The following is a 12,998-nucleotide window of genomic DNA, read 5'->3' on the forward strand; positions in this document are numbered from 1 at the left end:
GCCTTAACGGGGCCCCTGCAGGTCGGCCTCAGAAGATCAGCAGGTCGTCCAGATAGCCGCGGAATGCCCCAGTGGCATCGGCGCGGTCGTAGCCGACGTTGATCTCGACGATGGTCTTGCCGGCCGCCACGGCGCCGACGTTGCTGCTGACGAGGTTCCACGCGCCCTGCACCAAGCGGCCGCCGGCTCCTTGTTGCGATGGGCTGAGTCGCACGCCGTGCTGGTCCACTGCGGCCGTGTTGCGCAGCCAAGTGCCATCCGAGAAGAGCAGGTCGATGGCGACATAGCCGCCGCTGGTGCCACTGCCGGACTCAACAGCCGGGAAGATCCAGTAGGACAGGTTGGTGGTCGCCGTCACAGGGATGTTGACGGCGAACAGGCGGTTGTAGGAGTAGCTCTGGCTGGCGCTGTTGTCGCGCCCCTGTAACAGCAGCGAGCCCGCCCCTGCGTGTGCCGTCACGCCGACGCGTGGCGACGATTCCATCGCGCTCTTGCCGCAGCAGTAGCCGCCGACATTGGCGCTGGCACGCACGGTGTCGCTCCAGTTGGGCGGTGCATCGGTGGTCTCGAACCCCGTGGCGAATGGCGTCTGGGTAATAGACAGTTCGTCTACCGATGCGCTGAACGACCCTGTCGCGCCAGGCTGGTCATAGCCGATGGCGATTCGCTGAATGGTCTTGCCAGCGGCCACCGCGCCGATTCTGGAACTCACCAGATTCCACTGCCCCACCTGCAGCTGGCCGCCGGCACCCTGCGCATTGGGGTGCAGCGTGACGCCGCGCTGGTCGACAGCACCGAGGTTGCGCAGCCAGTTGCCGTCGGTGAACAGCACATCCACCGCGGTGGAGCGGCCGTTGAGGTTGTCCGGTCGAATCCAGTAGGACAGCACCGTATTGGCCGCCACGGGCAGGGTCACGTCGTAGACCCGGTTGTACGAGTAGGACTGCGTGGCGCTCAGGTCGTTGCCGGCGATGCGCAGCGCGCGTGCACCCGCATGAGCGGCTGCGGTCGAAGTGCCGCTGTCCATGCCGCCCGCCATGCCGGCGCCGTTGGTGACGTTGGCGCTGAACTCGACGGTGTTGCTGCGCGCCGCCGGCTCGCCCTGCTCGAAGCTGCTGAAGAAGCCCGTGACGGCGGGCTTGAGCAAGGGGCCCAGCAGCTTGGCGACCTTGGCGTGTCCGGCGTCGGTCGGGTGGGTGCCGTCGGTGAAGTCGGCCGGCACGAGCCAGTTGCTGGTGTCGACGAAACGCACGCGCGCATCACCCGCCGCCACGCGGGACTGCACGGCGGCCCGGGTCTGGTCGGCGTAGGCGCCGTTGAACAAGCGCATCGCGAAGATCTCGGCCGACGGGTACTTGGCGCGGATGCCCTGCAGGAAGGAGGTGTAGGCCGCCTGGAAGGTCGCCGTCGACACATTGAAGGCACTGTCGTTGGTGCCCAGGTTGATGACCACCGCGCGCGGCTGGTAGGCGCCGAAGTCCCAGTCGGGCGCGCCGGGGAAGTCCACGGTCTTCTGCTTGAAGAACTGCCGGCTCATGCCGATGGCATTGGGCGAGTAGCACTGGAGCTGGTCCACCAGGCAGATGCCGGTGTAGGCCACCTGGGTGTGGTCGGCGCCCAGTTGCTCGCCAATCAGCCAGGCGTGGTCCGACAAGGCCTGCTTGGAGTTCAGATAGCCCGCGACGATGGAGCCGCCGACGAACTCGATGGTGTTGTGGCGCACGGCGGGCAGGGATGTCCATGCGCCGCTGTCCAGCGCCAGGCCCTGGAACTTCAGCACGTCGCTCTGATACTTGGCCGCGATGCGCAGGCTGTGGGTGCCGTTGGCGAGCGGGCTGGGCGTCAGGTTGACCGTGCCGGACCGGCCCTCGTAGAGCACGTCGGGCCCGCCATTGATCGATGCGTAGAAATTGGCCGGCGCGGCGAGCTTCACTGACACGCGCGTTCCATTGAAATTGACTCGCAAGTACGAGCCGCCGTAGTAGCTGACGGCCTGGCTGGGCGAGGAGCGGTCCCAGCGCCCGACGTAGACGATGTTGGCGTCTGCCGGTGCGCCGTCGCCAGTACTGGCGGCGGCAGGCAATGTCGACAGGCCCTGGGCTGCAGCCACGCCAGCGGCCAGCAGCAGTTTTGCGAACGAATTCATTGCGGTGTCTCGATGATTGTTTTTGGGGTGCGCGCCGGCCACCGCATCGCGGTCGGCCGGCACACTCAAGCGGCGTCGGTGCGGCAGCGCGCGCTGCCACGCCGACCCGGGCTCAGCGCCAGCCCGGCATCTCGTCCAGCGTCAGCACGTTGCTGGCGCCGTACAGACCCGGCAGCGCGGCGCGGTTGCGCGGGTCGTCGATGAAGTCGGGCCACAGCATCTGGAAGATCCACTTCGGCTGGGCGGCCAGCTGCGAGGACGTCATGACGAACTGGTTCTCGGCAATGGCGATGGGCTTGCCGGCCGAGATGCGCTGCATGATGGTGTAGTTGGCCTCGGTGTAGCCGTTGATGTAGATGTCCAGCGAGGCGATGTCGAAGTAGTCGGGGCCCGGCGTGTAGGCGTCGACATCGGTGGCCAGGCTGTTGAAGTCCTGCACGTTCCAGACCCAGATGATGTTGTCCAGTCCTTTGGTGTTGGCGAGGTAATTGCGCGTCAGGCGGAACAGCGCGGCGCTGCCGTACTGGCCGGTGTGGCAGGCCCACCAGAACACGCACTGGTTCATCTCGTGCAGCGGCCGGAACATCACGACGACGCCGGCATCCTTGAGCTGCTGCAGGTAGCCAGCCAGCGTGTTGAGGCGACCGATCCAGGTGTTGTAGAGGGCCGTGCCGGGCGTCAGCAGTTGCTGGAACTGCGCGGGAGTCAGCTTGGCCGGGCGGGAGCCTCCGATGTCGTCCCAGCTGCAGTACTCGTCCCGTGTCGGCGCGCAGGCGTGGTACGTCAGGCTGACGGCCGCGCCCTTGCGGAACTGGTTGGCCGCCTCGGCAATCATCACGCTGCGGTAGTTGAGGAACTCGTTGCCGAATCCGAAGTCGCCGCCCCAAAACGACGACGGCCGCCTCGCGATGGCATCGACTCGCTGGGTGTCGCTCGTCGGCGTGGCCGAGTTTTTGTTATGGACACCCACCAACGTCTGCCGGCCGGAGATGCCGTAGAAGAAGTTCATCATGTTCTGCTTCAGCCGCGCCGTCGGCGAGCCCGCCGACACCGTGGTCGGGGTGAACGTCCAGCGCTGGTTGGTCTGGCTGCTGCAGCTCCATTGCTGGACGTTGGCGCCGTCGGTCGTGTACTGGCCCGCGACATCCAGGCATTTGCTCGAATGACGGGCGACGACCTGGTAGCGGCCCGAACCGACGTCGTTGAGCGTGAAGCGCTGGTTGTCGGTATTCGTCGCGCTCCACAGCTGGATATTGGCGCCATCGGCCGTCGAGGCTGCGGCGACGTCGGCGAGCCTGCCGCTCAGGATGTTGGCGATCTGGTAGTAGCCGTTGGCGTCTCGCGTGATGTCGAAGGCCTGGGCTGCGCCGCCGTTGCATGCGTACTGCTGCAGGTTGGTGCCGTTGGCCGTACCCGAGGCGGCGGTGTCGAGGCATTTGCCGCTGTGCTGCGCCGTCAGCGTGTAGCGGCCGGGCGAGATCGTGGCGCCGATGGACTTGGCCACGAAGCGAAAGCGCTGCTGCGGATTGTTGTTGCAGGCCCATTGCTGGACGTTGGCGCCATCGGCTGTCGAGCCGCTGGCGACATCGACGCACTTGCCGCTGTTGCGGTTGATGAGAGTCCACTCGGTTGTGCTGCCGCTGACCTGCTGCACCGTCCAGCGCTGTGCCGTGGTGCCGTTGTCGGTCCAGATCTGCACATTACCGCCGTCGTTGCGGGAGGCGCTGGCAACGTCCAGCGCCTTGCCGTTGATGGCCGTCAGCAGCTTGTGCTCGCCCGCAGCGGTCTGCGCCAAGTCCCAGGCCTGGGCCAGCCCGCCGTTGCAGGTGTATTGCTGCACATTGGTGCCGTCGGCCGTGCCGGCCGCGGCCACGTCCACGCACTTGCCGCTGTGCACGGACACGAGCTGGTACCGGCCCTGAGCGGGCGGCGCGGCGACGGCGGCCTGGGCGGCAGCTGACAGAAGAATGGCGAGCGGTAGGGCTCTAGGCGGGGCAAAGGAAAGGGTTGGCATGGTTGTCTCCGTGTTTTTGGCCTGCGGCGAGCGCTCCACCATCCAGCGTTGGATGGCGGGACGTTTAACTTCGGCGTTGGATCTTTACGAAAGATGTAAACATTGATCAACAAAACTATGTTTACATCAGATTCCAGTGTGTGAGTCACACGGAACCCCAGCAAATAGGTGTAAACGCGGGCGAAGACGGACAAACTTGTGAATATTTGTTGTGGCAACATTAATGTGTTCCATAAACACATTCGCTGACCAGGGTCGATCAAGCTGCGCGCGCCGAGCGCCTCACCACCAGCGAACTCGCTTGAGCGCACGATGACTGAACGGGTATTGATCATTGGAGGCGGCACCGCCGGCTGGATGACGGCGCTGGCCCTGGCCAGACGCGCCCGTCCCGGGCGGCCGCTGGCCGTCACGCTGGTGGACTCCGCAGCCATCGGCAGCATCGGCGTCGGCGAAGCCACGGTGCCGGCCATCCTTGACTACCTCACCAGCGTGCAGGCCGACGTGCCGGCGCTGATCCGCGACAGTCGCGCCACGCTGAAGGCCGGCATTGCCTTCCAGGACTGGCGCGCCGTGGGTCAGCGCTACTTTCATGGCTTCGGCCTGTATGGCGCCAGCGCCGGCGGCGTGGGCTTTCATCAGGTGTTGGCCTGGTTGAACGCGCAGGGCGACGCGGAGGAGCTGCGGCTGGAAGACTTCAACCTGTGCGCGCAGATGGCCCTGCGCGGCCGCTTCGCCGCCCCGGCCGCCCAGCCGCAGGCCGATCACGACATCTACCGCTGGGCCCTGCACCTGGACGCCGGCCTTTTCGCCCAGCACCTGCGCCGCCAGGCGCTGGACAGCGGCGTGCAGCACCTGGACGGCGTGTTTGAGCATGCCAACATCGACCCCGACAGCGGCGCCCTCACTGCCATCACGCTGACCGACGGCCGCCGCCTGGAAGCCGACCTCTTCATCGACTGCTCGGGCTTTCGCGGCCTGCTGATCCGCCAGGCCCTGCAGCAGCCCTGGGTCAGCTGGCGCCACTGGCTGCCCTGCGACCGCGCCGTGGCTCAACCCACCGTCGGCACCGGGCCGGCCACGCCCTACACGCTGGCCCAGGCCCTGTCGGCCGGCTGGCGCTGGCGCATCCCGCTCCAGCACCGGGTGGGCAACGGTCACGTCTATGCCTCGGCCTTCATGAGCGACGAGCAGGCCCTGCAACTGCTGCAGGCCCACCAGGACGGCGAGCCGCTGGCGGAGCCGAACTGGATTCGCTTCGACCCCGGCCACATCGCCCAGCCCTGGATCAGGAACGTCGTGGCCATCGGCCTGTCGGCGGGCTTCCTGGAGCCGCTGGAGTCCACCGGTATCACCCTCATCCACTCGGCCATCGACAAGCTGCTGGCGCTGTGGCCCGACGGCCCGCAGGCGCCCGCGCTGGCGGCCGAGTTCAACCGCGCCTCGCTGCTGGAGATGGAGCGCATTCGCGACTTCCTGGTGCTGCACTACGCGCTGAGCGAGCGCCGCGACAGTGAGTTCTGGCGCCACGTCACCGCGGCACCGCTGCCCGACACCCTGGCCCACAAGCTGGCCGTCTTCCGCGCCAATGGCCACTTCGTGCGCCATGAATGGGAGACCTTCCAGGACCACAGCTGGCTGGCGGTCTACGACGGCCTGGGCGTGCGGCCGCAGCAGCTGGACCCGCGCCTTGCCCGCTTCCAGGCCGCCGACGTGCGCCGGAGCTGCGAGGCCCTGCAGGCCGACATCCAGCGCCGCGCCGAACAAGCTCCTCTGCCCGATGCCGAGATCCTCGGTACGGCTCTTCAGGCCACCCCATGAACACCCCACCCGCCCCACCTGTGCAGCGCATCGTCATCCTGGGCGGCGGCAGCGCCGGCTGGATGGCAGCCGCTGCCCTGTCCCACGCCTTCCACGGCAAGCGCAGCATCCACGTCGTCGAGAGCGAAGCCATCGGCACGGTCGGTGTTGGGGAGGCCACCATCCCGCAGATGCGCGCCTTCAACCACGCGCTCGGGCTGGACGAGAGCGAGTTCCTGCGCCGCACCCAGGGCACTTTCAAGCTCGGCATCGAGTTCGTCGATTGGGGGCAGCGGGGTGAGCGCTATCTGCACACCTTTGGCAGCGTGGGCCGCGACCTGGGCCTGGCGTCGTTCCATCACTTCTGGGTGCGCATGCACCACGAGGGCAAGGCGCTGCCGCTGGACGCCTACGCACTCAACAGCCTGATGGCGGAAGCCAACAGGTTTGCCCGCGAGGCCCGCCCCCTGCAGGGTGAGGGGCTGGGCGTGCCGGTCTCGTATGCGTATCACTTCGATGCCGGGCTGTACGCTGCCACGCTGCGCCAGATCAGCGAGGCCCGGGGCGTCCGCCGGACCGAAGGCAAGGTCGTGTGCGCGCTGCAGCGCCCATCGGACGGCTTCGTCACGGCGCTGCAGATGGAGAACGGCGAGCAGATCGAGGGAGACCTGTTCATCGACTGCAGTGGCTTTCGCGGCATGCTCATCGAGGACACCCTGCACACCGGCTACGAGGACTGGACGCACTGGCTGCCCTGCGACCGCGCGGTGGCCGTCCCCTGCGAAAGCGTGGCGCCTCTCACCCCGTTCACGCGCGCCACGGCGCGCGCCGCGGGCTGGCAGTGGCGCATTCCGCTGCAGCACCGCATCGGCAATGGCCATGTCTTCAGCAGCGCCCACATCAGCGAAGACGAAGCCACGGCGCAACTGCTGGCTCACCTGGACGGGCCCGCCCTGGCCGAGCCGCGCACGCTGCGCTTCAAGACGGGCAAGCGCAAGAAGATGTGGCACAAGAACGTGGTGGCCATGGGCCTGGCCAGCGGCTTCCTGGAGCCGCTCGAATCCACCAGCCTCTACCTCGTCCAATCCAGCCTGTCGCGGCTGATCAAGTTCTTTCCCGACGGCGACTTTCATCAGGCCGACATCGACGAGCACAACGCCCAGGCCGACGAGGAGTTCGAGCGCATCCGGGACTTCATCATCCTGCACTACCACTTGACGCGACGCGACGACTCGCCGTTCTGGAAGCAAGTGCGGACGATGTCGATACCCGAATCACTGCATCGCAAGATGGCGGCCTTTGGGCGTGCCGGCCATCTGCATCCCGCCCACCTCGACCTGTTTTCGGACCCCAGTTGGTTGCAAGTCATGATCGGTCAGGGTCTCGTTCCGCAGCGTCACCATCCCCTGGCCGACCATCTGAGCGGAGCGGAATGCGAGTTTTTCCTCCAGCATGTGAGCAAGCAACTTCAGTCCATCGCCATGAAGTTGCCCGACCATGCCGACTACGTTCGGAACTACTGCACGGCCTAGCGACGTTGCGGCGACCGCTGTTACGGGTGCGATCTTGATCCACTGGGGACACTGGCGTACGGTGACGCCGTGCCATCTGACGGCAGTTGCCAGCTCGACGTCTTGAGCGTTTGAGCCTGGCAACGTGACCACCAAGCTATAGGAGAACCACGATGAGACGCCGTACCTTCCTGCCAACGATGCTGGCCACCCCTTGGTTGGCTCAAGCACAGGCCAGCAAACCTGTGACCTGGATCGTTCCCTTCCCTGTGGGAGGCGGCACGGACGCGTTCGCGCGCCCGCTGACTGCAGCGTTGACAAAGCAGATGGGCCGTCAGGTGCTGATCGACAACAAGGGTGGCGCCGGAGGCACAGTGGGAGCCGGCATCGCCGCAAAGCTCGCACCGGACGGCAGCAACTTCTTTATGGGGGCCGTCCACCACACGATCGCGCCCTCGATGTACCCGCGACTTGACTATCGCCTGGAAGAGGACTTCATTCCCGTCGCGCTGCTCGCCAGCGTGCCTCAAGTCATCGTCGTTCATCCTGGCCAATTGCCGGTTGGCGACCTGAAGGGACTGCTGGCGGCCGTGCGCGCCAAGCCTGGCAAGCTGAACTACGCTTCCGCTGGCAACGGCACGTCGCATCACCTCGCAGGTGAACTGTTCAAGCTGAATACCAAGACGTTCATCACCCACATCCCATACCGTGGCGCAGGCCCGGCACTGCAAGACTTGGTTGCCGGCCAAGCGGAGCTGATGTTCGACGGCTTGGGCTCCTCGGCGTCGCACATCAAGTCCGGCCGCATCAAGGCGCTCGCGGTCGCTGCGAGCAAACGCGCCGTTGGTTTTCCGGATGTCCCAACCGCCGCCGAGGCCGGCGTGCCGGACTATGAAGTCTCGACTTGGTATGGGCTGTGGGCTCCGAAAGGCACTCCACGGGAAGCCATCACAGCAATGCAGGCCGAGCTGCGGACCGCGTTTGCAACTGACGAGGTTCGCAAAGTTTGGAACGGGCTTGGCGCCGACATACCCAACCTGTACGGCGATGCTTTCGGTCGAATGGTCAGCAGCGAAACCAAGCGTTGGGCGGAGGTGGTGAAACGGTCTGGAGCCAAGCTGGACTAATTGTTCTGCTGACCAGCAATCGCCTACACCGGATAGTTCCCGTTCTCGGACCTCGGAAGACCGCAGTTGATTGGGCGCATGGGATGGTTGGCTGCCGGCGCGCGCATTTATCAGCAGCCAACTTCGGCGCGCTCTGACTCTCGCTGAAGTCGTGACAGAAAGCCCGCCCCAGTTCGGACAGACGTCCGGTCATTGCAGCCGACCTGCGCCTGTTTCGCTGGCTGGGCGGCTGAACTTCGTTGAGCGACCGCTTCTTGGATCCCTGATAAGTCCGTGCGAGCTTCCGTTTTGGGCACATTGCTGCCGCATGGACTCCGGCCGCGACCGTCAGCACCCGCTGCACAGCGGTCCATCAACGGGTGCTGGCCGCCTCGCGCCGGTTCGAAACTTTGACACTTGAGGTTGGGTCCCGCGGACCTGTCGTGTCGATACTTTGACAGCGAGTTCGACACTTTGTTATCAACTCCCTGCCACCCGTCGTGGCGCGCTTGGGTCGCGCCGGTTTCAATCCGAAGCGTGAGCAGTGCGCCTGCAATGATCACGTTAGCTGCCCATCCGGGTCAACTACTCCCGTTGCCCGAAGTCAAGTCGTTCGGCAGCGTAGCGACGAAGATGGGGTCAAGTCGTGCATGTGCGTCTTAGGTGCGAAGACCAGCTAAAGGAGGGTCATGAGCATTCATGTGCACTGTGAAGCCGACGCCCGTCTCGACGCCGTGAAGGCTTCAAACCGCATCAGCTGCGGGCGTTGCGGCCGGCTCCGATAGCAGGTAGTCCACCTGCATCTCAGCTTGTAGAGCGCGTCGCTGCTGGAACCTGAATCGCACGCAGCTCTGGCGCATTAACGCCGAGTTGGAGGAACTCGGCGAGCGGTGTCCTTCCCTCCGATCGGTACAGCTCGAAGGTGCTGGCCGCTACGCGATGGCAAATAGTCTCCAGCGGCCAGCATCCCCTAATTTAAGGGGCAAATGATTACTCTTGAAATGTCCTGGCTTGCTCCTAATTCGGCTGCGACCGGCTGAACGCCCCGGCCGGTGAACACCACTGAACGGAGATCAAGCCATGTTCAACTCATTGCTGACCCATCCGAACAGCCTGTTCGGACAATTTGACCGCTTGCACCGCGAGCTCGATGAGATCTTTGGCATCTCGGGGCTGCCCACCAGCATTCGCTCGGTGGCGACCGGCACCATGCCGCAGATCAACGTCGGCCGCACGCCGCAGAGCGTGGAGGTCTACGCCTTTGCGCCGGGACTGGACGCCAGCAAGATCGAGGTCACCCTGGACCGTGGCGTGCTGCGCCTGGCCGGCGAACGGGTGCCGCCCGCGTCCGGCAGCGAACGCCAGCGCTTTTATGCGCGCGAGCGTGCCACCGGCCGCTTCGACCGGACAGTCGCGTTGCCTGACGACGTCGACCCCGACCAGGTCAAGGCCAGCTACCGCGACGGCGTGCTGCAGGTGAGCATCGCCCGCCGCGAAGCAGCGCAGCCCAAGCGCATCGCCATCCAGTAATCGCTGCCTTGAAGGAGTCAACATCATGAGCAAGGAGATCACTCAAAACGACACGCCCCAGACGGCCCTGGACACCGCCGCCACCGAGCGCGCGGCCACGCCGGCTGTGGACGTCTTCGAAGACGAAACCGGCATCACGCTGCTTGCCGACATGCCGGGCGTGCCGCGCGACCAGCTGGAGCTGCACGTGGAAGGCGACTCCCTCCTGATCGAGGGGCGCGTCCAGCCGCAGACGCCGAACGGCCTGGAGGCCATCTATGCCGAACTGCGTGTGCCGCGCTACCGCCGCGGCTTCACACTCAGCCGCGAGCTCGACACGTCCAAGATCGACGCCAACCTCAAGGACGGCGTGCTGACGTTGCGCATCCCGAAGCAGGCGCACGCGCAGCCGCGGCGAATCGCCGTCAACGCGGGGTGACCGGAGGGCCGAAACCATGAACCATCTTGCAAAGCAGTTGAAACATGGCGCCGGCCAAGCCTGGGAATCGCTGACGGAGGGCTGGCGCGAGCTGGGCTCCCGAGCCGGCAATGCGTTGACGCGCTTCTGGAGCGACGATGATGACGCGCAGCCTGCCAACGCGGGTGGCAGCGGGCCGACCGTGGCCGGCAAGTCAGATCGCTGCCTGCCGCCGGCCCGCTGGTCCTTCATGGCGGTGGATGTCTACGGAGCGCATGACAGGCTCGTCGTTCGCATCGAGGCGCCCGGCATGGCGCAAGAGGACTTCCAGATCGAGATGAGCTCGCCGGAGGTGCTCAGCGTGCTCGGACGCAAGCGCCGCGACCGCGAACACGCGGGCAGCAGCTATGCGCTGGTGCAATGCGCGTACGGCACCTTCCGGCGGGACATCCGATTGCCGACCCCGGTGGACGTCGAGCGTGCCAAGGCCACTTATGAGGCCGGCGTGCTCCGGATCGAGCTGCCCCGGCGCGAGCTGGCTTCGCACCGACGCATCGAAGTGCGCGTGGCGTGACCTCTTAGGTGTCACCGTGCAGTCCTCACGGCAGCCCGCCGACGCGGGCTGCCGTGGGGGCCTCCCAACCCCTTCTCCTTTGTGAACGCCTGAATCGATTCGGATGAGGACTGAATCATGGCCAAGTTGAATGCTTGCACAGCCACGTCTGGGCGCGCGCCCCGTTCGCGCACGTCCATGACGCCCTCCCAGATCCGGGCCTATCTGCTCGCGCGCGAAACGCTGCGACGTATCGGGCAAGCGGCCTCGGCCAAGAAGCTGCAGCCAACGGAGGTGCGCCAATGAGCACCGAGTGCTATCGCGTCAAGGTGCCCGAGGGCAGACGGTTGACCGGCTTCACGGTGGCCGGGCAGCGCGTGACCCTGCTGCCGGGCGAATATCACGTGCACCGCTTGCGGCCCAAGGCGGCGTTGACCGGCGCAGCCGCGTTGCGCTTCGTTGGCGCTCATGGATGTGGCAACGACGTACACATCAAGCTGCCCGACGACGCCGACGTGAGCAAGGTGCTGTCCGTAGAAGTACAGCCGGCCGAAGAGCCTTGTGTCCGCCAACGTCCCGGCGCTGGCCGCGACGTGCTCCGTTCGGTCTAGTCGGGTCCTTGATGCTGTTACAGCTGAGGCAGGCACGAGGCTTGCCGTCCTACCTCCGGTTTGCCCGCAGTCTGGCAGTTCAGAGTGCCTCGCCTCCGGACCATGCTGCACAACAACTTTCGGAGACGTTTATGAATGAAACTTCCGTGGCTCGCGAACCCTTCGCAACGCGTCCGAGCATCAATCCGATCTTGCCAGCTGAGACTGCCGGTCACGGCGTGTGCTGGGGTGCAATCTTTGCTGGGGCCGCCGGTGCCGCTGCGCTGTCCCTCCTCCTGCTCATTCTTGGTGTCGGGCTGGGCTTGTCGTCAGTCTCACCATGGGCGAGCGAGGGCGTGTCCGCAGAAGCGTTCGGCTTTTCCACCATCCTGTGGCTGACGTTCACCCAGCTTGCTGCTTCAGGCATGGGCGGATACCTCGCTGGCCGACTGCGTTCGCGCTGGTCTTCGGTCCATACGGACGAGGTCTATTTCCGTGACACCGCGCATGGCTTCCTTGCCTGGTCAATCGCCACGCTGCTGACGGCTGGTGTGCTCGGCTCTGTCGTAGGCACGATCGTCAGCGGCGGCGCCAAGGCGGGCGCGGCGGTGGCCGGGACAGCTGCAACCGCGGTAGCTGTTGCAGCTCCCGCGGTTGCGAACGCTGCAAGCGCCGCCGGGGGCAATGGGTACTTCGTGGACTCTCTGTTCCGAAAGGACTCGATGACGGCCGCATCTCCCGCTGCGTCGGCGAGCGCGCCGGCCTCCAGCGCATCTGCGATCGCCTCAACAACCTCGCCGCAACCTGGGCAGTCTGGCGACTCCGGTCAGCCGTCTGGCGAAGCGCTGAGGATCTTCGCCAACGCCGCAGCAGCCGGTTCCTTGCCTCAGGAAGATGCCCGATATCTCGGTCAGCTGGTTGCCCAGAAGACCGGCCTGTCCCAAGCGGATGCCGAAAAGCGCGTGACAGACAGCTTCAACCGCATGCAGGCCAAGGCCATGGCGGCGAAGGAAGAAGCGAAGGCGGCTGCCGACAAGGCTCGCAAGGCCTCGGCGATGGCGTCCCTGTGGTTCTTTGTCTCGTTGCTGGTCGGCGCCTTCGTGGCCAGCTTTCTGGCGACGCTCGGTGGTCGCCACCGAGACCAGTTTTAAAACACTTGGAGTACTGCAATGCGCTCTCTTCTTCTGTGGTTCCTGGGCGTGCCCATCCCCATCATCATCCTGATCGCGCTATTTGTGAGATGACTGCTGATCTCCATGCTGCGCTCGCGACTGCCGCGGGTCAGCCGTTCCACGCCTCGCTGGTTCGGGCTCGTGAAGCCACGCAGACCTGCCTGTGCGCCCCTTTCGAC

10 protein-coding genes are annotated in these 12,998 nt (G+C 65.6%); 8 read left to right on the top strand and 2 right to left on the bottom strand.

The features are described 5' to 3' along the window. Positions 1-28: 28 nt before the first annotated feature. Positions 29-2,146 (bottom strand): SGNH/GDSL hydrolase family protein, encoded by a 2,118-nt coding sequence (locus AC1DW3_RS11375; RefSeq protein ID WP_477931418.1) that lies wholly within the window; start codon positions 2,144-2,146, stop codon positions 29-31. A 112-nt stretch (positions 2,147-2,258) separates the two neighbouring features. Continuing rightward, the gene (locus AC1DW3_RS11380; RefSeq protein WP_477931419.1) at positions 2,259-4,160 is read right to left on the bottom strand and encodes an RICIN domain-containing protein; all 1,902 of its coding nucleotides are present in this window, start codon (positions 4,158-4,160) and stop codon (positions 2,259-2,261) included. A gap of 312 nt (positions 4,161-4,472) precedes the next feature. Between AC1DW3_RS11380 and AC1DW3_RS11385 the strand changes: the two genes are divergently transcribed. The 8 genes from AC1DW3_RS11385 (at position 4,473) to AC1DW3_RS11420 (ending at position 12,798) form a co-directional block, all read left to right on the top strand. Continuing rightward, positions 4,473-5,981, top strand: coding sequence for a tryptophan halogenase family protein (locus AC1DW3_RS11385; RefSeq protein WP_477931420.1), 1,509 nt, complete (start codon positions 4,473-4,475; stop codon positions 5,979-5,981). Further along, a complete protein-coding gene (locus AC1DW3_RS11390) occupies positions 5,978-7,492 on the top strand; it encodes a tryptophan halogenase family protein (protein WP_477931421.1) in 1,515 nt (504 codons plus the stop codon). The genes AC1DW3_RS11385 and AC1DW3_RS11390 overlap by 4 nt, the downstream gene beginning before the upstream one ends. 152 nt (positions 7,493-7,644) lie before the next feature. Further along, the gene (locus AC1DW3_RS11395; RefSeq protein ID WP_477931422.1) at positions 7,645-8,598 is read left to right on the top strand and encodes a Bug family tripartite tricarboxylate transporter substrate binding protein; all 954 of its coding nucleotides are present in this window, start codon (positions 7,645-7,647) and stop codon (positions 8,596-8,598) included. A gap of 1,059 nt (positions 8,599-9,657) precedes the next feature. Further along, positions 9,658-10,107, top strand: a complete 450-nt coding sequence (locus tag AC1DW3_RS11400) for an Hsp20/alpha crystallin family protein (protein ID WP_477931423.1) — start codon at positions 9,658-9,660, stop codon at positions 10,105-10,107. A gap of 25 nt (positions 10,108-10,132) precedes the next feature. Next, on the top strand, positions 10,133-10,525 hold the full coding sequence (locus tag AC1DW3_RS11405) for an Hsp20/alpha crystallin family protein (protein ID WP_477931424.1): 393 nt from the start codon (positions 10,133-10,135) through the stop codon (positions 10,523-10,525). A gap of 16 nt (positions 10,526-10,541) precedes the next feature. Further along, the gene (locus AC1DW3_RS11410) at positions 10,542-11,078 is read left to right on the top strand and encodes an Hsp20/alpha crystallin family protein (protein ID WP_477931425.1); all 537 of its coding nucleotides are present in this window, start codon (positions 10,542-10,544) and stop codon (positions 11,076-11,078) included. A gap of 281 nt (positions 11,079-11,359) precedes the next feature. Then, positions 11,360-11,668 carry a hypothetical protein gene (locus AC1DW3_RS11415; RefSeq protein ID WP_477931426.1) on the top strand — a complete coding sequence of 103 codons (309 nt, stop codon included), beginning with the start codon at positions 11,360-11,362 and terminating at the stop codon, positions 11,666-11,668. 131 nt (positions 11,669-11,799) lie between these two features. Next, complete coding sequence (locus tag AC1DW3_RS11420) at positions 11,800-12,798, top strand: hypothetical protein (protein WP_477931427.1); 999 nt, start codon at positions 11,800-11,802, stop codon at positions 12,796-12,798. Positions 12,799-12,998: the final 200 nt, after the last annotated feature.

Source organism: Roseateles sp. P2_H4, from assembly GCF_056403315.1.